Origin of the sequence: Peptoniphilus genitalis, assembly GCF_023614525.1 — a bacterium.
Classification (GTDB): Bacteria; Bacillota; Clostridia; order Tissierellales; family Peptoniphilaceae; genus Peptoniphilus_A; species Peptoniphilus_A genitalis.
This window is the reverse complement of the sequence record NZ_CP097885.1, coordinates 946,851-967,899: the sequence shown is the minus strand read 5'-3', so window position 1 is coordinate 967,899 and position 21,049 is coordinate 946,851. Positions and strand designations below refer to the sequence as shown.

At 34.5% G+C, this 21,049-nt stretch carries 21 protein-coding genes and 1 other annotated feature (1 of these 22 running past the window's edge); of the genes, 11 read left to right on the top strand and 10 right to left on the bottom strand.

Annotated elements, in window-relative coordinates; translation table 11 throughout:
- Position 1: 1 nt before the first annotated feature.
- The 10 genes from M9426_RS04640 to rpmH all read right to left on the bottom strand — a co-directional run bounded on the left by M9426_RS04640 (position 2) and on the right by rpmH (position 8,170).
- Positions 2 to 853, bottom strand: a complete 852-nt coding sequence (locus tag M9426_RS04640; protein WP_005955308.1) for a ParB/RepB/Spo0J family partition protein — start codon at positions 851 to 853, stop codon at positions 2 to 4.
- Complete coding sequence (locus tag M9426_RS04635; RefSeq protein WP_005955187.1) at positions 846 to 1,601, bottom strand: ParA family protein; 756 nt, start codon at positions 1,599 to 1,601, stop codon at positions 846 to 848. The genes M9426_RS04640 and M9426_RS04635 overlap by 8 nt, the downstream gene beginning before the upstream one ends.
- Before the next feature lie 273 nt (positions 1,602 to 1,874).
- On the bottom strand, positions 1,875 to 2,567 hold the full coding sequence (gene rsmG / locus M9426_RS04630; RefSeq protein ID WP_250341466.1) for a 16S rRNA (guanine(527)-N(7))-methyltransferase RsmG: 693 nt from the start codon (positions 2,565 to 2,567) through the stop codon (positions 1,875 to 1,877).
- The gene (mnmG, locus tag M9426_RS04625) at positions 2,557 to 4,461 is read right to left on the bottom strand and encodes a tRNA uridine-5-carboxymethylaminomethyl(34) synthesis enzyme MnmG (RefSeq protein ID WP_250341465.1); all 1,905 of its coding nucleotides are present in this window, start codon (positions 4,459 to 4,461) and stop codon (positions 2,557 to 2,559) included. Before mnmG ends, rsmG begins: the two co-directional genes overlap by 11 nt.
- Positions 4,462 to 4,467: 6 nt before the next feature.
- The gene (mnmE, locus tag M9426_RS04620) at positions 4,468 to 5,847 is read right to left on the bottom strand and encodes a tRNA uridine-5-carboxymethylaminomethyl(34) synthesis GTPase MnmE (RefSeq protein WP_250341464.1); all 1,380 of its coding nucleotides are present in this window, start codon (positions 5,845 to 5,847) and stop codon (positions 4,468 to 4,470) included.
- Positions 5,848 to 5,924: 77 nt separating this feature from the next.
- The gene (gene jag / locus M9426_RS04615; protein WP_250341463.1) at positions 5,925 to 6,728 is read right to left on the bottom strand and encodes an RNA-binding cell elongation regulator Jag/EloR; all 804 of its coding nucleotides are present in this window, start codon (positions 6,726 to 6,728) and stop codon (positions 5,925 to 5,927) included.
- The gene (locus tag M9426_RS04610; RefSeq protein WP_005955167.1) at positions 6,728 to 7,462 is read right to left on the bottom strand and encodes a YidC/Oxa1 family membrane protein insertase; all 735 of its coding nucleotides are present in this window, start codon (positions 7,460 to 7,462) and stop codon (positions 6,728 to 6,730) included. Before M9426_RS04610 ends, jag begins: the two co-directional genes overlap by 1 nt.
- 17 nt (positions 7,463 to 7,479) lie before the next feature.
- A complete protein-coding gene (gene yidD, locus M9426_RS04605; RefSeq protein WP_005955401.1) occupies positions 7,480 to 7,695 on the bottom strand; it encodes a membrane protein insertion efficiency factor YidD in 216 nt (71 codons plus the stop codon).
- Complete coding sequence (gene rnpA, locus M9426_RS04600; RefSeq protein WP_005955125.1) at positions 7,692 to 8,027, bottom strand: ribonuclease P protein component; 336 nt, start codon at positions 8,025 to 8,027, stop codon at positions 7,692 to 7,694. The genes yidD and rnpA overlap by 4 nt, the downstream gene beginning before the upstream one ends.
- Positions 8,028 to 8,035: 8 nt before the next feature.
- Positions 8,036 to 8,170, bottom strand: a complete 135-nt coding sequence (gene rpmH, locus M9426_RS04595) for a 50S ribosomal protein L34 (RefSeq protein WP_005955298.1) — start codon at positions 8,168 to 8,170, stop codon at positions 8,036 to 8,038.
- A 432-nt stretch (positions 8,171 to 8,602) separates the two neighbouring features.
- On the opposite strand from rpmH, the gene dnaA reads away from it, so the two are divergent.
- The 11 genes from dnaA (at position 8,603) to glpK (ending at position 20,674) form a co-directional block, all read left to right on the top strand.
- Entirely contained in the window at positions 8,603 to 9,952 is a 1,350-nt protein-coding gene (gene dnaA / locus M9426_RS04590; protein ID WP_005955332.1) for a chromosomal replication initiator protein DnaA, read from the top strand.
- 148 nt (positions 9,953 to 10,100) lie between these two features.
- Positions 10,101 to 11,195 carry a DNA polymerase III subunit beta gene (gene dnaN, locus M9426_RS04585; protein WP_005955101.1) on the top strand — a complete coding sequence of 365 codons (1,095 nt, stop codon included), beginning with the start codon at positions 10,101 to 10,103 and terminating at the stop codon, positions 11,193 to 11,195.
- 2 nt (positions 11,196 to 11,197) lie between these two features.
- Entirely contained in the window at positions 11,198 to 11,410 is a 213-nt protein-coding gene (gene yaaA / locus M9426_RS04580) for a S4 domain-containing protein YaaA (protein ID WP_005955359.1), read from the top strand.
- Positions 11,407 to 12,480 carry a DNA replication/repair protein RecF gene (gene recF, locus M9426_RS04575; protein WP_005955176.1) on the top strand — a complete coding sequence of 358 codons (1,074 nt, stop codon included), beginning with the start codon at positions 11,407 to 11,409 and terminating at the stop codon, positions 12,478 to 12,480. The genes yaaA and recF overlap by 4 nt, the downstream gene beginning before the upstream one ends.
- Before the next feature lie 16 nt (positions 12,481 to 12,496).
- The gene (gene gyrB, locus M9426_RS04570) at positions 12,497 to 14,410 is read left to right on the top strand and encodes a DNA topoisomerase (ATP-hydrolyzing) subunit B (RefSeq protein WP_005955350.1); all 1,914 of its coding nucleotides are present in this window, start codon (positions 12,497 to 12,499) and stop codon (positions 14,408 to 14,410) included.
- Between the two features lie 9 nt (positions 14,411 to 14,419).
- Positions 14,420 to 16,849: a DNA gyrase subunit A gene (gyrA, locus tag M9426_RS04565; RefSeq protein ID WP_250342616.1), complete on the top strand. Its 2,430-nt coding sequence runs from the start codon at positions 14,420 to 14,422 to the stop codon at positions 16,847 to 16,849.
- An 8-nt stretch (positions 16,850 to 16,857) separates the two neighbouring features.
- The gene (locus M9426_RS04560; protein WP_250342615.1) at positions 16,858 to 17,169 is read left to right on the top strand and encodes an STAS domain-containing protein; all 312 of its coding nucleotides are present in this window, start codon (positions 16,858 to 16,860) and stop codon (positions 17,167 to 17,169) included.
- 1 nt (position 17,170) lies between these two features.
- Positions 17,171 to 17,521: an ATP-binding protein gene (locus M9426_RS04555; RefSeq protein ID WP_060799931.1), complete on the top strand. Its 351-nt coding sequence runs from the start codon at positions 17,171 to 17,173 to the stop codon at positions 17,519 to 17,521.
- A gap of 9 nt (positions 17,522 to 17,530) precedes the next feature.
- Complete coding sequence (locus tag M9426_RS04550; protein ID WP_148464934.1) at positions 17,531 to 18,316, top strand: SigB/SigF/SigG family RNA polymerase sigma factor; 786 nt, start codon at positions 17,531 to 17,533, stop codon at positions 18,314 to 18,316.
- Positions 18,316 to 18,987 carry an HlyC/CorC family transporter associated domain-containing protein gene (locus tag M9426_RS04545; protein ID WP_250342614.1) on the top strand — a complete coding sequence of 224 codons (672 nt, stop codon included), beginning with the start codon at positions 18,316 to 18,318 and terminating at the stop codon, positions 18,985 to 18,987. Before M9426_RS04550 ends, M9426_RS04545 begins: the two co-directional genes overlap by 1 nt.
- Positions 18,988 to 19,186: 199 nt before the next feature.
- Entirely contained in the window at positions 19,187 to 20,674 is a 1,488-nt protein-coding gene (glpK, locus tag M9426_RS04540; RefSeq protein ID WP_250342613.1) for a glycerol kinase GlpK, read from the top strand.
- A gap of 368 nt (positions 20,675 to 21,042) precedes the next feature.
- Positions 21,043 to 21,049 (top strand) — a binding site (T-box leader); it runs 223 nt beyond the window's last position.

The window sequence follows — 21,049 nt, the reverse complement described above, 5'->3', positions numbered from 1 at the left end:
TTTAATCCAACTCTCTAGCTAATATTAAATCAAGGATCCTAGATAGGTCTTCTTCTCCATAGTATTCTATTTCGATTTTACCTACCTTGCCTCTCTTTTTGAAGTTTACCTTAGTTCCAAGGGTTCTTTCCACCTTGGTTCTCATATCTACTAGGAATATATCTTCTTTTTCTTGGACTCTAGGTGTTTTCACTGTCTTCTTATTGTCATTAACAGGTAAGGAGTCCTTGATTATCCTCATAGCTTCCTTATATTGTTTGTCGCCATCTTTTATAGAAAGAAGTTTCTTTCCATGAGATGTGGAAATTTTTTCTTCTTCAAGTAGTTTTAAAACTCTTGGATCAAGATTTAGGAGCCTAATTGTATTACCAATGTATTGTCTAGACTTTCCAATTTCATCTGCAAGTTCCTTTTGAGTTAGGTCTTGAGAATCCAGTAGATGTCTATAACTCATGGCTTCTTCAACTGGGTTTAGGTCCTTTCTTTGGATATTTTCTATAATTGCTATCCTTGAGGATTCGTCATCAGAAATATCTTTTACTATAGCAGGAACCCTCTCTAGGCCTGCAAGTCTTGCGGCTCTAAACCTTCTTTCACCAGCTATAATTTCATACTTATCCTCTTTTTTCTTTAATAGAAGTGGTTGTATAATTCCATACTTCTTTATAGACGATGCCAAGTCTTTTAATTCTTCTTGGTCAAAGTTCTTTCTTGGTTGACCCTCATTAGCAACAATATCTTCAATACTGATTTCCATCAGCTTGGAGCGTTCTTCTTCTATAACTTCTCTTATCTTTTCACTAGAGTTTAGGAAGTTACCAATTCCCCTTCCAAGCCCTTTTTTCTTAGTCATTTATCTCACCTATTACTTCCTTGGCAAGGTCTGAGTAAGCCTTAGCCCCCTTAGAACTGCTGTCGTAGTCATATATATTCATGCCATAGCTTGGAGCTTCTGCCAATCTTACATTTCTTGGTATAAAGGTCTTAAAGACCTTGTTGTCAAAGTGTTTTTGGATTTCTTCTACCACTTGATTTGACAGGTTGGTCCTTCCATCAAACATGCACATTACAACACCTAATAGACTTAGGTCTGGATTGAAGTTTTCCCTGACAAGGGTCATAGTATCCATAAGTTGAGTTACGCCTTCAAGTGCATAATATTCACATTGGACTGGAACCAAAATTTTGTCACTTGCTACAAGAGACATCATGGATAAAATCCCAAGAGATGGTGGCGAATCAATAATTACAAAATCATAATTATCCTTGACCTTATCTATCATCTTTTTTAGCTTAAACTGCCAGTCTTTGTGGGTTGCCAATTCGATCTCAACCCCTGCAAACTCAGAATTTGATGGGATTATATCAAGTTTTGAAAAACCAGTTGGATATATGGAGTCTTCCTCTTCATCTATAAGAAAGTCATATATCATGTTGTCAAATTCATATAGTCCAAGGCCCGATGTGGCATTTCCCTGTGGATCCATATCCACAATAAGAGTTTTTTTGCCTCTTAGTGCCAATGCTGAACTTAAATTTATTACTGTGGTGCTCTTTCCGACTCCACCTTTTTGATTAAAAACTGTAATTACAAGAGACATATTCTTACCTCATTTCTATACTATCAATAGTATCATGTTTAAGATTCAATTTAAAGATGTAGTAGTTATAAGATATAAATTTTTTGCTTAATTTTATTTTTTATTTTTTAGACTTACATGCTCTACGTGGAGCATTTATTATAAATAATTTTGTGCTCTACGTAGAGCATTTTTATTTTATCTATGCAAAAAATCTGCAAAGAAAAGAGGCTCCACGTGGAGCCTCTTAGTTTTTAATAGTTTTAAATCTTTAAAAATGTGTATATGACAAGCTTACAGAGGAGACTTCCTTGGTTTGCCTCCACCTCTTGGATACTTTTTGTCGGTAGTTTTAACCTTTTTTATCATTATTATATAGTGGTCGATGTCATTAGGAAGGGGAGTATGAATTACATCTTCGACCTCTCCACCCATGACCTCAATTGCCCTCTTGGCATTTTTAATTTCTTCCTTGTACTCTGGACCCTTTTGAGATATAAAGTATCCTCCAACTTTTACAAAGCCCATGGCATATTCTGCAAGAGTTGAAAGGTTGGCAACAGCCCTTGATACAGCAAGGTCGAATTGTTCTCTATACTCATCTGTTCTTGCAATTTCTTCTGCTCTTGCGTGGATTGCCCTAATATTTTCAAGTCCCAAGTCCTCAATAACTCCATCTAGGAAGTCAATCCTCTTTCTTAGAGAATCTAATAGGGTAACATCAAGTTCTTCGTTGTAGAGCTTTAAGGGAATTCCAGGGAATCCTGCTCCTGTTCCTATATCTATTATTTTTTCACATCCATTAAATTTTCCAGTTTTTAATAGGCTAAGGCAGTCCAAGAAGTGCTTTACGTTAAACTCATCATCTTCAGTAATCCTAGTTAGATTTGTGTGTTGGTTATAGTCCAGGATTAGCTTTTTGTATCTTTCATACTTGTCAATATTTTTTTTATCAAGGTCGTAGTCCTTGAAATAATCAACTAACATTTTTTCTCCTCATTTGTTCTAGGTGGATAAGAAGGACATTTATATCAGCTGGTGAAACTCCAGTAATTCTCAATGCTTGACCAATTGATTCTGGCCTAATGTCAGATAGCTTTTCTTTTGCTTCTATTCTTAGACCCTCTATAGACTTATAATCTATATTCTTGTCAAGCTTTTTGTTTTCAAGTTTCTTAAACTGTTTAATTTGGATTTCTTGCTTCTTGATATATCCTTCGTACTTTATTTCGATTTCAATATTTCTTATAACATCGTCACGGACAAGAGGCCTATCTGGGTCAAATACTGCTAGCTTCTTGTAATCAAGCTCAGGTCTCTTTATCATTTCATAAAGACTAAATGAGTTTTGAGTTTCAGTAGATCCAAGAGATTCCAAGATTTTGTTGTTCTCAGCTGTTGGATTGATTTGGATCTTCTTAATTCTCTTTATTTCATCCTCAATAGCCTTCTTCCTGTAAAGATATCCTTGGTATCTTTCATCATCAACAAGGCCAATTTGTCTTCCTTTTTCTGTCAATCTTAGGTCGGCATTATCTTGTCTAAGAGTTAGTCTGTACTCAGCCCTTGAAGTCATCATCCTATAAGGTTCACGAGTTCCCTTAGTTACAAGGTCATCAATTAGGACTCCAATGTAGGCTTCAGACCTATCTAGGATAAAAGGATCCTTCCCTTGAACCTTTAGGGCAGCGTTAATACCTGCAACAATACCTTGGGCTCCAGCTTCTTCATATCCACTAGACCCATTGATTTGGCCTGCAAAGAAGAGACCTTCATAGTCCATGTGTTCAAGACTTCTCTTTAGAAGAGTTGCATCAATAGCATCATATTCTATGGCATAAGCTGGTCTTAGAATCTTGCAGTTTTCCATCCCAATTATTTCCTTGTAAAATTCATGTTGAACTTCAACAGGTAGGGAGGATGAAACACCTTGGATGTACATCTCATCAGTTGTAAGTCCCTCTGGTTCAATGAATACTTGGTGAGAATCCCTGTCTGCAAATCTCATAACCTTGTCTTCAATTGAAGGACAGTATCTTGGTCCCTTTCCTTCAATATCTCCAAGAGCTAGGGCAGATCTTTCAATGTTGTTTCTTATAATTTCATGACACTTCTTAGTAGTATAAGTTAAATAACAAAGTTCTTGGTGAATATCATATTTCTTATCTATATTTAGGAAGGAGAAAGGTATTATTTCCTCATCTCCAGTTTGTTCTGTCATTACAGAAAAGTCTATAGACTTTCTTAAGACTCTTGCTGGTGTACCAGTTTTAAGTCTTTGAAGTTTCATTCCAAAGTCTTCTTCCAAGCTTGAAGAAAGGTGGTTGGCAGGTCCAAAACCTGAAGGCCCTGAAGAAAAGTTAACTTCTCCCATAAAAATTCTTGCCCTAAGGTAGGTTCCACTACAAATTACAACAGCTTTAGTGTTGTATTTTGAGCCATTTCTTGTGAGTACACCTGTTACCTTGTTACCTTCTTTTAAGATTCTTATGGCCTCATCTTCCACAAGATAAAGATTTTCTTCATTTTCAAGAACCCTCTTCATTTCATCGTGATATTTTCTCTTGTCAGCTTGAACCCTAAGTGAGTGAACTGCAGGTCCCTTGGAAGTGTTTAGCATCTTGGATTGGATAAAGGTCTTATCAATGTTTTTTGCCATTTCTCCACCAAGAGCGTCAATTTCACGAACTAAGTGTCCCTTTCCAGTACCCCCAATATTTGGGTTGCAGCTAAGTTGTGCAACTGAATCTAAATTTATACATAATAAGAGGGTCTTTGCACCAAGTCTTGCAGAGGCAAGGGCAGCTTCACTGCCGGCATGGCCTGCTCCAATAACTACTGTGTCAAAGTCTCCTGCTTCATAATATTTAACTTCTGACATCTTTACCTACTTTCCTATACAAAAATCAGAAAATACCCTGTCTAAAATATCTTCTGTTGTAATTGTTCCTGTTATTTCAGAAATGTGACTTATGACATTTTCTAGGTCAACTTCGATTAAGTCTAAAAAGACTTTTTCCTTTAGGCTCTCATTTACCTCGAGAAGAGCTTTTTTAGCTTCCTTTAAGGCATTTATATGTCTTATGTTGGAAAGTATTGAATCAGAAGAGATTTGAAGTTCTCCATCAAAGAAGAGGTCTATAATTAAGTTTTCTATCTTTTTAACTGACTCATTTTCCATTACTGAAAGTCTTAAATAATTATCTTTGAAATATTTTTCAATTTCTTCATCAGAAATCTTTTGGTCCAAGTCATCCTTGTTTAAAATAGTGATGTGCTTCTTGTCCTTTATTAGATTTAAGATTTCCTCATCGTCCTTATCAAAGTCACGAGAAATATCAAAGATTGCAATAACAAGATCAGCTTCCTTTAGCTTTTCCCTTGCTATGTTAACACCAATCTTTTCAACTTCATCATCAGTTTCCCTGATTCCAGCTGTATCTGTGATCTTTAATAGGACCCCATCAAGGTTAATATAGTCTTCTATAATGTCCCTAGTTGTTCCAGCAATATCTGTAACTATGGCCCTGTCGTATTTTAAAAGACCATTTAATAGGGAAGACTTGCCAACATTTGGCTTTCCAAGAATAACTGTGTTGATTCCATCTCTTAGGAGCCTTGAGTTCTTTGAATTGTCCAAGAGATTGTCCATCTTTTCTAGGATTTTGTCTGACCTTTCCATTAAGTCATGGTAGGCAGCATCCTCTATATCCTCATCTGGAAAGTCGATGTTTGCTACGATTAGGGCCTGCATAGACACAAGTTCATCCTTTAGCTTATTTAAAACTTCGCTTAAGGCACCACTCAATTGGTTTAGGCCCATATCAAAAGATATATCAGTCTTTGCCTTAATCATGTCGATTACAGCTTCAGCTTGAGTTAAGTCAATCCTTCCATTTAAGAAGCCCCTCTTAGTAAATTCACCCTTTTCTGCAAGTCTTGCACCCTTGGACAAGATTAGGTTTAAGATCCTTTTAACAGATACAACACCACCGTGGCAGTGTATCTCAACTATATCCTCTGCAGTATAGGAGTGAGGTCCCTTCATCTTAACAACTAAAACCTCGTCGATTAACTTGTCACCATCGGCTATATGACCGTATAAAAACTTCCTATTTTCTGCCTCTGCCATCTTTTTTCCACTGGCAGAAACAAAAATTTCATCTATTATATTAACTGAATCATCGCCACTCATTCTCACTATTGCAATTCCGGCCTCACCGATTGCAGTAGAAATCGCAGCTATTGTATCATTTAAATTTGCCATTTTATCATTCCTTTTAGATTATATTACTACAATTAGTTCAAATAAAAAAGAAGGCTTTTAAAATAAAGCCCTCTCTATCAGTATTTTCTCTCTTTTTGAATTACTACTTTTCTAAAAGGATCCTTTCCTTCTGAATGAGTAAGTACTCCTTCAAAATCTTGTAAAGCTGTGTGGATAATCTTTCTTTCGTAAGAATTCATAGGTTCAAGCTTAATGGACCTACCAGTCTTTATTACCTTGTTGGCCATTTTGCCAGCAAGACTTTCAAGAGTCTTCTTTCTCTTATCCCTGTAGCCACTAGAGTCAAGGTTGACCCTAATGTATCTTGAAGATTTTTTATTAACAATTAAGTTTAAAATATATTGGATGGAATCAAGAGTTACACCTCTTTTTCCAATTAAAATTCCAAGTCTATTTTCATCTCCATTGATATTTACATTTAGAGTATTATCTTCTAATTCCATTTCCACAATATTGTCAAGTTCAAGAGTTTCAAGGATTTTGCCTAAGAATTCTCTTGCAGCGCCAATGATTTCTTCATTTTCTTCATCAAGCGTCTTTACGGCTTCTTCCATACTAACTTCATCTGTGGAAACTTCTTCTTTTTCAAATTCAAGTTCATCATCAGTGTTATGAACTACTTCTTGGCTCGTCTCTGGTTCAATTTCTTCATTAAATATTTCATTTAAGATGCTTTTTGTTTCGTCCACCTTAGGCCAAACTTTAACAGTGGCATCCTTAGAACCAATAAGTCCTAAGAAACCCTTTTGACCTTCATCAAGGACTTCAATCTCAGCATTGTCTCTTGTAATATTTAATTCACTTAGAGCCTCTCTTACTGCTTCATCTACGGTTTTACACGTTTTAATTACATAATTCATTACTTGTCCTTAACCTCAACTTCTTCAATTTCATCTTCTACAATCTTATTAGTTATGAGCTGTTGAACTATTGAAAAAATATTGGAAACAATCCAATAAATTACAAGTCCTGCTGCATATTTTCTTGCCATTGAAAAAATTAAAATTGGCATTACAACCATCATAGTAGACATCATTGACTTAGCTTGATCAGCTCCTGCTCCTTGAGTTGCAGGGTTCTTAGTAGTAATAAAAGATACTAAGAAAGTCGAAACTGCCGCTATAACTGGCATAATTAAAGTTTTATCAGCATGATCAATATTCTTTATATAAAAGAAATTCTTGTTCATGGCTTCGTAAAAACCTGGATCTGTAAAAGCGAAGGTTTGTGGGTTCAAAAAGACCCTATAAAAGGCAATTAAGACAACCATAGTAAGTACCATTGGAAGACATCCTCCAACCATATTATAGTTGTTGTCCTTATAAAGTTTTTGTTGCTTTGCAGCCAAAGTTTGTGGGTCGTTTTTGTACTTCGTTTGAATTTTTTTAAGCTCTGGTTGAAGTTTTGCCATCTTCTTTTGATTTTTCATTTGAGAAATATTTAGTGGCAAAATCAAAAGCTTAATAATAACTGTTGCAATTATAATTGAAAGTGCAAAAAATGAAATTGCAGCTGGTTCTTGTGGCATAATTGCTGCTAGTCCATCATAGATGAACTTAACAAAAGTACCAAGTATAGTACTAATTAATCGCATTAATATTTTCCTCCAATTTAAATGAGAGGATCGTATCCGCCCTTGTGGAAGGGATTACATTTTAGGATTCTTCTTATAGTCAAATAAGTCCCCTTAAAAAATCCATACTTCTCATAGGCTTCATAGCTGTATTGTGAACAAGTTGGTTCAAACCTACAGTGTCTTCCTGGAAGAAGATAGGTTGAGATAAACCTTTGATAAAATCTTATTAAAAGCATACAAATTTTACTCATTTAACCATCTTCTTTTGTCTTTTTAAAACAGAAAAAAAAGAATTCTTAAAGTCCTTAAAGTCTGAATCACATGCATCCTTTTTTGCAACGAATACATAATCATATCCAGGCTTTATATTATGAGAATTCTCTCTTAAAAGGTGTTTTAATCTTCTTCTAATAAAATTTCTATTTACTGCATTGCCAACTTTTTTTGTGGCAGTTATACCAAACCTGGGATAGTCCCTATTGTTCTTAGCAGTAAAAAGAGTAATGTATCTAGATCCAGAAATCTTCTTATTAGAATAAACCCTTTGAAATTCACTATTCTTTTTTAAATAACAATCCTTCATTATAAAACCTAAGCTGAAAGTTTCTTTCTGCCCTTTCTTCTTCTTGCTTTAATTACGGCTCTACCTGCTCTAGTTCTCATTCTTGCACGAAAACCGTGTTCTCTTTTTCTTTGTTTGTTTTTTGGTTGATAAGTTCTCTTCAAAATTCTCACCTCTTTCTATCCTTATCATTTTATTTACAAATCCTAGTCTTGTCAAGTAATATAGTCAATTAAATGAAATTTTCAGCTTCAAAATATAAAATCCTATAAATTAATAAAAAGTCCTCCAAAGCCTTCTTGTTGATAAGTCCCCTGGTATTTGTTAAAATATATGTGGATAATTGTGACTTATATGTAGATAATAATAAACTTGTTTATAAATAAAGTTATTAACAATCTGTTGATAAGATGTTGATAGTTTTATTTTTATTTTCTAAAATTTAGTAATTAACACTTTTTTAATCCTAAGCTATCAACATTTTTACTAAAATTATAGTGTTTATATCTACTTATCCACAAACTTACTCACAATTGTAAATAAAATTATGAACTGTTATTTATCAACAATATAAAAATTGTTAATAAGGAGGAAATATGGACAAGGAACTTTCCACTATGTGGGAGTCTTTCTTAAAAGAACTTGAAAAGAAATCAATGTCTCAAGTTACATACTCCACTTGGTTTTCCAGAATGCTTCCAAAATCAATTGATTATGATGAAAAGAAAATCATCATAACAGTTCCTTCACCCTTTATTAGGGACTATCTCGTAAATAACAAGAGGCACTTCGATCTTGTAGGTGAAGCTCTAAGAGAAATTACGGGAATTGATTTTGATATAAGCATAATTTCAGAAGACGAGGCAACAGATCAGAACCCTGCAGGCCTTATAAATAAGAATTTTTTAAGCATCTCAAGGTTAAATCCAAAGTACACCTTTGAAACCTTTGTAGTGGGTAAAAGCAACGAATTTGCCCATGCAGCAGCTCTGGCAGTCTCTGAAAACTACGAAAATCCGCAAAATGCCTTTTCAAATCCCCTCTTCATCTATGGAGGAGTAGGACTTGGAAAAACCCATTTAATGCATGCAATTGGACATTTTGTACTAGAACAAGATCCTACTAAGAAGATTTTATACGTGACAAGTGAGCAATTTACCAACGAGCTCATAAATTCAATCCAAACTAATAAAAATGAAGAATTTAGAAACAAGTACAGGAAGGTTGACCTTCTACTAATTGACGATATCCAGTTTATAGCTGACAAGGACAGGACTCAGGAAGAATTTTTCCATACCTTTAATGAACTCCACGAGCAAAATAAGCAAATTGTCCTAACATCTGATAAACCACCTAAGGATATTAAGAGTCTCGAAGAAAGGCTTATTTCTAGGTTTGCCTGGGGTCTTGTAGTAGATATTGGACCACCAGACCTTGAAACTAGGATTGCAATTTTGAGAAAAAAGGCAGATTCTGAAGGTTTTGAGGTATCTCAAGAGGTAATGACCTTTATAGCAGAGAATGTAAGGAGTAACATTAGGGAGCTAGAAGGGGCATTATCCAGAGTTATGGCCTATTCTAAGCTTACAGATTCAGATATTTCCGTTGAATCTGCTGCCATAGTCCTTAGGGATATCTACGAAACTAAGGCAAAAAAACAAATTACTGCTGAATACATTAAGGCAGAAGTTGCTAAAAAATACGGACTAAATCTTGATGATTTTAATTCTAGAAAAAGGACCAAGGCCATAGCCTATCCAAGACAAATAGCCATGTATATAACAAGAGAACTAACTGATCTTAGTCTTCCTAAGATAGGTGATGTCTTTGGAGGCCGTGACCACTCTACTGTTATTCATGCCTACGATAAAATAAGCAAGGATTTGGAAGAGGATCCTATATTTAAAATTGAGATTACTAATTTAATAAAAGAGATTAAATCTTAGCTGTTGATAAGTTTTTATAAGTGTCAATCTTATCCACAACTTATCAAGAATAAATTTTATTGAAACTCATAAGTTTAGGGAACTTATTAACAAATCCACAGGCCCTACTACTATTACTAATTAATATACTATTTTCTAGGAGGAAAAAATGCTAATAAAGGTTAACAGAAAAGAACTGACAAAACATATTTCCATAGTTCAAAAAGCAATTTCTCAAAGAACGACTATGCAAATACTTGAAGGTATAAAAATATCAGCTAAAAATAATAGCTTAACTCTTACTGCAACTGATACAGAAATAAGCATAAAGACAGAACTTAATGCCATTGTTGAAAGAGAAGGCGATATAGTAATAAATTCAAGACTCTTTGGCGATATTATAAGAAAACTTGAAAATGACATTATAAATATAAATGTAGAAAATTACATGATGAACCTTAAATGTGGGGATTCAATATTTAACTTATCCACACAAAAGGCTGATGAATACCCTGACCTACCTAAGGTAGAAGAAAATATTTCTATAGATATATCTGCAAAGGACTTAAAAAATATTGTAAAGAAGACTACTTTTGCGGTTTCTAATGATGAATCTAGAATTGTCTTTACAGGTGTCCTAATGGATATAAAGAAAAGCTACATTAATTTTGTTGCATTAGATGGTTTTAGGATGGCAATTCAAAGACTTGAAAAGGAAACTGGAATAGAAAATTCTATTATTATCCCTTCAAGATCCTTAAATGAACTTGTAAAGATTATTGATGATGAAGAAGATCTTAAGTTAAATATTTCAAGAAATAATATTGTCTTTAAATTCAATAATACTGTATTTTATTCAACTTTATTAAGTGGAGACTTCTTTAGCTACAGTGCTCTTCTAAGAGATGAACACAAGATTTCTACATCTGTATCAAAAAGAGAATTCCAACTTGCAGTGGAAAGGGCATCTCTTCTTGCAAGAGAAGACAGGGCTAACCTAATAAAGTTAAATGTTAAGGAAAATTACATTGATATAAAGAGTAATTCCGAAATTGGAGATGTTTTTGAAAAGGTTAAGACATCAGAACACGATGAAAGTTTAGATATTGCTTTTAATTCAAGATATATTTTAGATGGAGTTAAGATTCTTGAATCAGAAGAAATTGTCCTTAATTTCACTGACTCAGTAAACCCACTAATAATTACAGAAGCAGAAAATGATTCCTATATATATCTTGTCCTACCAGTAAGACTTGCGGGGTAATTATGGAAACTATAAAAATAAACACTGAGTTTATAAAACTAGACTCCTTCCTTAAGTTAACAAACCTTTGTGAATCAGGTGGACTTGCCAAGACCCTAATTCAAGAAGGGGAAGTTATGGTTAATGGAGAAGTAGAAACTAGGAGAGGAAAAAAATTATACAAGGGAGATAAAATTTCTTTCCAAGGAAATGACTTTATAATTGGTGAAAAATGAAACTCAAGCATCTAAGACTTTTTAATTTTAGAAATTACAAGGGTTTAGATTTTGTTCCAGGTGAAAATATAAATGTCCTTTACGGCCTTAATGCTTCGGGAAAGACCAACTTATTGGAATCTATTTACATGTCTATAAGGGCGACTTCCTTTAGGAGCTTAAAGGATTTTGATCTTATTAATATAGATGAAAATTCCTCAAGCATCATTACAAGATATATGACAGAAGACTACAAGGACGATTATAGGATTGAAATTTCAAAGTTTGAAAACAAAAAACTTTTTATAAATGATGACAAGGTAAATACTAAAGAATACAGAAAATCAAGATTCGTGGTACTTTTCAATCCTGAAGATCTAAATATAATAAAATATTCACCCAAGGAAAGAAGAAAATTCTTAGACGATTTGCTTTCAAATATTGACCTGAATTACGATTTTTATATGTACAAGTACAGGAGGCTCCTCTTCGAGAGAAACAAACTTCTCAAGATAAACATGGACAGAAACCTATTAGATGTCTATGACAGAGAAATCGTAAGAAATGGGACAAAAATAATTATAATGAGGCTAAAGACTATTAAGAAGTTAAACGAAATTGCCAAAAAACATTATAAAAATTTATCGGGAGACGACTTAAATATAACCTACCTATCCACAGTTCCTGTCTTTGTTGATGAGGAAGAACTTATGGAAAATTATTTGAGGATATTAAAAGAATCTCTCCCAAAGGACCTTGAGAAAAGATATACAACAATTGGTCCCCACAGGGATGACTTGGACTTCAAGATAAATAAATTTTCATCTAAGTCCTATGGGTCTCAAGGAGAACAAAGATCTATAGTCTTGAGTTTAAAATTAGCTGAAGCAGATCTCATAAGAGATTTATATAAAACAAAGCCTCTACTTTTACTTGACGATGTATTTTCAGAAATTGACTCAAAGAGAAGTAGATACTTATTACATTCACTAAAAGATTTACAGACCTTTATCACCACTACTGAGGCAGACGAATTTTTAAAATCTGTTGATGCCAATTTTTATAGGGTGAGCCAAGGTAGAATTTTGTAAAAGAATAGGAGAAAAAATGGCAAAGGATAAAAGACACTATGACGCGTCAGATATACAGGTCTTAGAAGGATTAGATCCCGTTAGAAAAAGACCGGGTATGTATATTGGATCTACTGGACCAAGAGGTCTACACCACTTAGTTTATGAGATTGTAGATAACTCTATTGACGAGGCTCTTGCCGGTATATGTGATCATATTATTATTAAAATAAACAAGAATGGAAGCGTTGAAATAACTGATAATGGTTCAGGTATACCAGTTGATATCCATCCACAAACAGGAAAGTCTACAGTAGAAACTGTACTTACAATCCTTCACGCAGGTGGTAAGTTTGACAACTCTGCCTACAAGGTTTCTGGTGGACTTCACGGTGTTGGTGTATCTGTAGTTAACGCCCTTTCCAACAAATTAGTTGCAACTGTAAAAAGAAATGGAAAAATCTACAGACAAGAATTCGCAAGAGGAATTAGAAAAAGTGACCTTGAAGTTATTGGGGAAACTAACACAGATGAAACTGGTACAACAATTTACTTTGAACCAGATGATACAATCTTTGAAACAGTAGAATTTTCTGACGAAGTTTTAGCTAAGAGATTTAGGGAGATGGCCTTCCTAAATAAGGGAATAAAAATTGAATTTATAGATGAGAGAAAAGACCTAAATGAAGTCTTCCATTATGAAGGCGGAATCAAGTCCTTTGTTGAATTTATAAATGCAAAGAAAAAGCCAGTACATGATGAAATCATCTACATAGATGAAATTAGGGAAGAGACAGCAGTTGAAATTGCTATTCAATACACAGACTCCTATTCAGAAGTTGTGCTTTCTTTTGCAAACAATATTAATACTGAAGAGGGTGGAACCCACCTATCAGGTTTTAGGTCAGCCCTAACAAGAACTCTAAATGATTATGGTAGAAAAAATAACATTATAAAGGAAAAGGAAGAAAACCTATCTGGTGAAGACGTAAGAGAAGGTATTTCTGCAGTTATAAGTGTAAAACTACCTGATCCACAATTTGAAGGACAAACTAAGGGAAAACTTGGAAATTCAGAAACTAGAGGAATTGTAGACTCGGTTTTATCTGAAGACCTAGCAGTTTTCTTGGAAGAAAATCCAAGAGTTGGAAAACAAATCCTAGATAAGGCCCTATCTGCAAGACGTGCAAGAGAAGCAGCTAGAAAGGCAAGAGACTTAACAAGAAAGAAAAATAATCTTGAGTCTATGACTCTACCTGGTAAGCTTGCAGATTGTCAAAACGACGATCCAAAGAGAAATGAAATCTTCCTAGTCGAAGGTAATTCCGCTGGTGGTTCTGCCAAAGATGGCAGGGACTCAGCCTACCAAGCAATCCTACCTCTTAGGGGTAAGATTATGAACGTTGAAAAGGCAAGACTTGATAGGATGCTAAACTCTTCAGAAATTCGTGCCATGATAACAGCCTTTGGAACAGGTATTGGGGAAGAATTTGATTTAGAAAAATTAAGATATGACAAGATCATAATCATGACCGATGCCGACGTTGACGGTGCTCACATTATGACTCTTTTACTCACATTCTTCTTTAGATACATGAAGCCACTTATAGAAGAGGGTCATGTTTATGTTGCCCAAGCTCCACTTTATGGAATTGAAAAGGGAACTAAGATTTTAAGATATTGTCACAATGAAAAGGAACTTAGACTTGCCCTAAAGGAATACAAGGACTCTAAGGTAAACATAAAGAGGTACAAGGGTCTTGGAGAAATGGACCCAGAACAACTTTGGGAAACAACAATGAACCCAGACAATAGACTTCTTTTAAAGGTAAATATCGACGACTTAGCAGAAGCTGATGACACCTTCTCAATCCTAATGGGAACAGAAGTTGAACCAAGAAGAGACTTTATAACAGAAAATGCAGTTTACGCTGATTATATAGATGCATAGGAGTAAACCATGAGTGAAAATAATATTATAGAATCAGGAATACTTGATGTAGATATTAATAAAAAGATGAGGTCTTCTTATCTTGATTATTCAATGTCTGTAATTGTTGCAAGGGCACTTCCTGATGTACGTGATGGACTAAAACCAGTTCACAGAAGAATTTTATATGGAATGCAGGGACTTAATCTTGCATCCAATGGACCCTACAGAAAGTCAGCAAGACTTGTTGGGGATGTAATGGGTAAGTATCACCCTCATGGTGACTCATCTATTTACGAAGCAACAGTTAGACTTGCCCAAGACTTTAACACAAGATATACCCTAGTTGATGGCCAAGGTAACTTTGGTAACATTGACGGTGACGGGGCTGCGGCTATGCGTTATACAGAAGTTAGGATGACTAAGCTTGCAGAAGAAATGCTAAGGGATATAAATAAGGAAACTGTTGATTTTGTTCCAAACTTTGATGAAAATGAAAAGGAACCTACAATACTTCCAGCAAGATTTCCAAATCTCTTGGTAAATGGATCTTCTGGTATTGCCGTAGGTATGGCAACAAATATGGCTCCTCACAACATGAATGAGGCCATTGACGGAATCATAGCCTACATTGACAACGATGAAATTTCAATTTCTGAACTTAACCAAATAATCAAGGGACCAGACTTTCCTACAGGCGCTCAAATTATGGGAACTGAAGGGATAAAGGAAGCCTACGAAACTGGAAGAGGAAAGATAACTGTAAGGGCAGTTGCTGAAATCAAATCCTTTAAGAACAATCGTGAAAAAATTGTAATAACAGAGCTTCCTTACCAAGTGAACAAGTCTGCACTTATTATGAAGATTGCAGAACTTGCAAAGAACAAGGTTATTGATGGGATTTCAAATATTACTGATGCCTCAAATAGAAAGGGCATCAACATAATTGTTGAACTAAAAAGAGATGCTAACGCAGAAGTTGTTTTAAATAAACTTTACAAAAATACTCAAATGCAAACAACTTTTGGAATTATCAATCTTGCCTTAGTAAATGGAAGACCAGAAATCCTAAACCTAAAGCAAATTATTAGATATTATGTAGACCACCAAGTTGAAGTTGTAACTAGAAGAACAAAGTTTGACTTAGACAAGGCAGAAAAGAGAGCCCACATAGTTGAAGGTCTATTTATAGCTCTTGACAATATTGATAGGATTATAAAAATTGTTAGGGGATCTAAGGACGACAAGGAAGCAAAGGAAAAGTTCTACGAAGAATTTAAATTAACAGAAGAACAATCTCAAGCTATCTTGGATATGAGAATTAGAAGACTTACAGGACTTGAAAGAGATAGACTTGAAGCTGAATATGAAAAACTTCAAGCTGATATCAAGTGGTTTAAGGAAATCTTAGAAAATAATGATGTTCTTATGAACCTAATCAAGGAAGAACTTCTTGAAATAAAAGAAAAATATGGTGACTTAAGAAGAACTGTCATTTCACATGCTAGAACTGACATAGAGATCGAAGATATTATAAAGAAAGAGGATGTTGTTATAACTCTTACTCAATTTGGTTATATCAAGAGAATGAGTGAGGGAACTTATAAGCCACAAAAAAGAGGTGGCAGGGGAGTTTCTTCTGGCAATATGAGGGACAAGGACTTTGTCAAAGAATTATTTGTCACATCTACTCATGATATGATTTTATTCTTCACATCTCTTGGAAATGTCTTTAAGTTAAAGGCTTATGAAATTCCAGAAGACTCTAGGACATCAAGGGGTACAGCTATAATTAACCTACTTGACTTAGATGAAGATGAGAGGGTAACTTCCATAATACCTGTTAAGGAATATGACCCAGACCTTAACTTCTTAATGGTAACTGAAAAGGGACTTATTAAGAGGACACCATTTAAGGATTATAAAAATATTAGAAAATCTGGTATCATTGCTATAAAATTAAATGAAGGCGACAAATTAATCGACGTTCATTTGACTAAAGATGATGAAGATGTAATACTTGTAACTAAAAAGGGTCTATCAATTAGATTTAATGAAGAACAAGTTAGAAAATCTGGAAGAAACTCCATGGGAGTTAAGTCCATGGACCTTGATAAGGATGACATTGTAGTTTCATCTGATCTTGTAGTAGATGACAAGTACCTTCTTGTTATATCAGAAAATGGTTATGGAAAATTAACTGAAATAGATAAATACAGACCACAAAACAGGGGTGGAAAGGGACTTCTAACTTACAAGATTACTAAGAAAACTGGAGATGTTGCATCAGCTGCTGTTGTGGAAAAAGAAGACGACGTTATGATAATTGCAAATTCTGGAATTATTATAAGAATTTTAACTGAAGATATCTCAGTCCAAGGAAGAAACACATCTGGTGTTAAACTTATGAATTTGACAGATGCAAAAGTTGTAGCTGTTGCAAATTATATTGGAGACTAGGAGGCCTTATGGAATTTAAATTAGAGGCAAAAAATACTGATGAATTTTTAGTATTGTATCCAAAGGGAGAACTTGACGTTTATAATACAAAAAATTTCAAGGAAAAAACTATAAAGTTTTATGAAAAGGATAAAAAGGATATTTTATTTGACTGTAAAGAGCTAGAATACCTAGACTCAACAGGTCTTGGTTCCCTTATCTACATCCTAAAGGAAGTGGAAAAAGAAAACCATAAAATTGTAATTGAAAACCTAAATCCTTCAATAATGAAACTCTTTAAGATAACAAAACTTGAAGATATGTTTGAAATCAGGGGGTAATATGGATACTTTAAAATATCAAATACCCAATGACGCCAAATATTTTTCTACAGTTAGGCTTATGCTTTCTGGCATTTTAAATATCCTAAATAGGGATATTGAAGAAATAGAAGATATAAAAATGGCTGTGACAGAAAGTTTAAATATTTGTCACGAGTTAACTGAAGATGACCACATAGACTTGGTCTTTGAAATAGAAGAAGATAAAAATATAAAAATTTGTGTAAGTGAAATTAGCGAGGAAAAATTAGAAGCATCTGAAGACCTATCTCTTGCAAAGACTATTATAGACTGTCTTGTAGATGAATCTCATTTTGATGGAAGTAAATTTATTTTATCTAAAAAATTATAAGGGTCTGCTATGAATTTAAAAGAATACAACAATTTAGATAGAAGACTAACAAAGGAAGAGAGAAAGGACCTCTTTAAGGAATATCACGAGACAAAAGATCAAGAAATAAGAGATATCCTTATAGAGGAACACCTTTACATTGCAGAAATCCTATCTAAAAAATATACAGGCAGGGGAATAGATTATGACGACATCTACCAGGTGGCATCAATTGGTCTAATCTATGCCATTGAAAGATACGACCCTGAAAAGGGATTTGAATTTTCTTCCTTTGCCACTCCAACAATAATTGGAGAAATAAAAAAATATTTTAGGGACAATGGTTGGACTATTAGGGTCCCAAGGAGAATCCAAGAACTTTCAAAGAAAATTTCCAATGCAACTGTGAGCCTTGCACAAAAGTATCAAAAGACTCCTACTATAGACGAGATTGCAGAGTATTTGGACTCAACACCAGAAGAAGTCATGGAGGCAATGGAGGCATCCAAGGTTTATACACCACAATCTCTCGATGTAACTTATGAATCTGGAGATGAAAGTGAAGTCAACCTATCTGACTTAATTGGAGTGGAAGAAGCCTACTTTGACAAGATAGAATCCAATGACTTCTTTAAGAAGGCTATGGAGAACTTAGACGAAGTTGAGAGGACTATTCTAATTGACAGATACTTTAACAAGAAGACCCAAGTTGTAATTGCAAAGAAATTAAATATTTCTCAAATGACAGTTTCAAGGATTGAGAAGAAGGTCTTGGAAAAGATGAGAAAAGAAGTCGCTAAGACTATGGAGGTATAATGAATAGAAATAGATACCTGGTTACACTTTTGAAATTAGTGAATACCTTTGAAATAGTTGTATCAGTTCTGCTAATAGCTGGCGTAATAGTTTCAGTGCCAGATATTATGAAGTATTATTTCAAGATACTTACAAGTGATGCTGGTCTATCTTATGAAATATTTCAAAATTTTCTATCCCACGTCCTATTGCTAGTAATAGCCATAGAGTTTGTGGTACTTATGATTGCACATACAGACACCAACATCATTCACTTGATCTTGCTTGTAATTTCTAGAAAGATGTTAGTTTACTCTGACAACATGCTTGATTTACTTATAGCAACTATAGCCATAGCAGTACTCTTCGCTGTTAGGAAGTTCTTGTTGACAGGGGTAAATATGGACGCAGAAGGAGAAGATAATGAATACTCTGCATCAACTCCTGTGAAGATCCTAAACAAGAGGTATGGATTTGATATTGAGGCAGGCGAGACTACAACAATTGGTGGTTACGTAGCTGGTCTTCTTATTAAGAATGCAGAAGAAGCAGAAGTTGGAGTTATTGTCGACGATGGCGAATACATCTTCCAAATTGTCAAGATGGCAAGCGGTGGCGTTATAGAAACTGTTTCTGTTGAGAGAATCGACGAAAAAGCTAAAGAAGAAGACAAAGAAAAAGAAAATAAATAAAGAAAAAAAGTGTCGGCTAGTCCGGCACTTTTTTTCGTGATTTTAAAAATCAAAAAAAATAATAATTTATTAGTTAGTGCTTTGTCACTAATTAAAAATAAAAAATTGTAAATTAAAAATTGCAAGCTTATGATTCACACATAATTTGTAAAAAAAAAGAAAAAAATATTAAAAATGTTATAATTAAATTGGTGATAAGATGAAATACATAATGGCATTTGATGCAGGTACAACATCTGCTAGAACTATAATTTTTGATAAAAAGGGAAATCCAGTTTCTGTTGCCCAAAAGGACCTTATCAAGCACTTTCCAAAGCCTGGCTATGTAGAAGAAGAGCCAGACGACTTGTGGTCCAAGCAAATTGGTACAGCAGTGGAAGCCATGTCCAGGAAGGAAATTGACCCCAAGGACATAGCAGCAATTGGTATAACAAACCAAAGGGAAACAACAATTGTATGGAACAAGAAGACCATGGAGCCAGTTTACAATGCAATTGTCTGGCAGTGTAAGAGGACTTCAAAATATTGTGAAGAATTAAAGGAAAGAGGCCTGGAAGAAACTATAAGGGAAAAGACAGGTCTTGTTATTGACCCCTATTTTTCTGCCACAAAAATTAGGTGGATTTTGGAAAATGTGGAAGGAGCAAGGGAGATGGCAGAAAGGGGCGACCTCCTCTTTGGTACAGTTGAGACCTATCTCATTTATAAACTAACAGATGGAGAAGTCCACATAACAGACTACACCAATGCCTCAAGGACTATGCTCTTTAACATAAAAGAGAAGAAGTGGGACGATGAGCTTCTTGAGATTTTTGACATACCAAGGTCCATGCTTCCAGAGATAAAAAATTCTAGCCAAGTCTATGGAAAGTGCAAGTCAAAGTACCTTGGCTGTGAAATTCCTATAGCAGGGGCAATTGGCGACCAGCAGTCATCACTTTTTGGTACAGCATCCTTTGAAAAGGGGATGGCAAAGTCTACCTTTGGGACAGGTGCCTTTATCCTAATGAATACAGGAGATGAGCTAATTAGGTCACAAAATGGACTTGTGACAACTATAGCCTGGGCTATGAATGGGCAAATTAAGTATGCTCTTGAAGGATCTATATTTGAAGCAGGTTCATGTATAGACTTTATGCGTGATAACTTGAGGATAATTGACCAGGCAGATGACTCTGAATACATGGCGAATAAGGTGGAAGACACCAATGACTGCTATTTTATACCAGCCTTCACAGGTCTAGGTGCACCCTACTGGGATCAATATGCAAGGGGGTCTATAGTTGGGCTCACAGGGTCTGTAAATAAGTATCACATTGTAAGGGCTGCCTTAGAAGCAATTGCCTACTTATCTTGCGATGTAATAAGGGCAATGCAGGAGGATTCAAATACAAAAATCAGGTCCCTAACAGTTGACGGTGGAGTCAGCAAGAACAACTTCCTGATGAAATTTTTGTCTGACATAGTTGACGTCCACATTGAAAGGCCAAAGGTTGTAGAATTAACTGCCCTAGGAGCCTGCTACATGGCAGGACTTGCTGTGGGATTTTGGAAGGACATTGACGAAATAAGAGAAAACAATGCCATAGATAAGTGCTTCGACCCAGAAATGGATGAGTACGAGAGAAACAAAAAGATGGCAAGATGGCACGAAGCTGTAAAATATTCGATGAATTGGGCAAAATAGTTTTTCGATTTTAAAATTTATTATTTATAAGCCAGTTTTACCTTAAAAGTAGATCTGGCTTTTTGTTATTTAAATATAAATTTTTTGTATTTTTATTTATGAACTTATGAGTTTAAATTAATTTGAAGCAAATACTTTTATGATTTTAAAATTAAATTTATAAATTTTTTAGAAAATTAGCCTCTATACTTAGACCTTACAAAACAAAGATTTTACAACTTTCCAGCAATGTAAACTTGTATTTATTTTGAACAATAATTTATAATATTAAAAAATTTTTTAAAAATACTGTTGACTTTTTATTTTGTATTATTTAAAATACCATTTAAATTAAAAAATTCTTTTGAATCAAGAATTTAATTTTTATTTCAAATG

What these genes read in the sequence shown, in the direction of transcription:
- M9426_RS04550 (WP_148464934.1), top strand. Translation starts at nt 17,531, where the DNA reads ATGAATTTAAAAGAATACAACAATTTAGATAGAAGACTAACAAAGGAA.
- recF (WP_005955176.1), top strand. Translation starts at nt 11,407, where the DNA reads ATGAAACTCAAGCATCTAAGACTTTTTAATTTTAGAAATTACAAGGGT.
- mnmG (WP_250341465.1), bottom strand. Translation starts at nt 4,461, where the DNA reads ATGTCAGAAGTTAAATATTATGAAGCAGGAGACTTTGACACAGTAGTT.
- glpK (WP_250342613.1), top strand. Translation starts at nt 19,187, where the DNA reads ATGAAATACATAATGGCATTTGATGCAGGTACAACATCTGCTAGAACT.
- rnpA (WP_005955125.1), bottom strand. Translation starts at nt 8,027, where the DNA reads ATGAAGGATTGTTATTTAAAAAAGAATAGTGAATTTCAAAGGGTTTAT.
- M9426_RS04640 (WP_005955308.1), bottom strand. Translation starts at nt 853, where the DNA reads ATGACTAAGAAAAAAGGGCTTGGAAGGGGAATTGGTAACTTCCTAAAC.
- dnaN (WP_005955101.1), top strand. Translation starts at nt 10,101, where the DNA reads ATGCTAATAAAGGTTAACAGAAAAGAACTGACAAAACATATTTCCATA.
- M9426_RS04560 (WP_250342615.1), top strand. Translation starts at nt 16,858, where the DNA reads ATGGAATTTAAATTAGAGGCAAAAAATACTGATGAATTTTTAGTATTG.
- M9426_RS04635 (WP_005955187.1), bottom strand. Translation starts at nt 1,601, where the DNA reads ATGTCTCTTGTAATTACAGTTTTTAATCAAAAAGGTGGAGTCGGAAAG.
- M9426_RS04545 (WP_250342614.1), top strand. Translation starts at nt 18,316, where the DNA reads ATGAATAGAAATAGATACCTGGTTACACTTTTGAAATTAGTGAATACC.
- jag (WP_250341463.1), bottom strand. Translation starts at nt 6,728, where the DNA reads ATGAATTATGTAATTAAAACGTGTAAAACCGTAGATGAAGCAGTAAGA.
- gyrA (WP_250342616.1), top strand. Translation starts at nt 14,420, where the DNA reads ATGAGTGAAAATAATATTATAGAATCAGGAATACTTGATGTAGATATT.
- yaaA (WP_005955359.1), top strand. Translation starts at nt 11,198, where the DNA reads ATGGAAACTATAAAAATAAACACTGAGTTTATAAAACTAGACTCCTTC.
- gyrB (WP_005955350.1), top strand. Translation starts at nt 12,497, where the DNA reads ATGGCAAAGGATAAAAGACACTATGACGCGTCAGATATACAGGTCTTA.
- M9426_RS04610 (WP_005955167.1), bottom strand. Translation starts at nt 7,462, where the DNA reads ATGCGATTAATTAGTACTATACTTGGTACTTTTGTTAAGTTCATCTAT.
- yidD (WP_005955401.1), bottom strand. Translation starts at nt 7,695, where the DNA reads ATGAGTAAAATTTGTATGCTTTTAATAAGATTTTATCAAAGGTTTATC.
- mnmE (WP_250341464.1), bottom strand. Translation starts at nt 5,847, where the DNA reads ATGGCAAATTTAAATGATACAATAGCTGCGATTTCTACTGCAATCGGT.
- M9426_RS04555 (WP_060799931.1), top strand. Translation starts at nt 17,171, where the DNA reads ATGGATACTTTAAAATATCAAATACCCAATGACGCCAAATATTTTTCT.
- rsmG (WP_250341466.1), bottom strand. Translation starts at nt 2,567, where the DNA reads ATGTTAGTTGATTATTTCAAGGACTACGACCTTGATAAAAAAAATATT.
- dnaA (WP_005955332.1), top strand. Translation starts at nt 8,603, where the DNA reads ATGGACAAGGAACTTTCCACTATGTGGGAGTCTTTCTTAAAAGAACTT.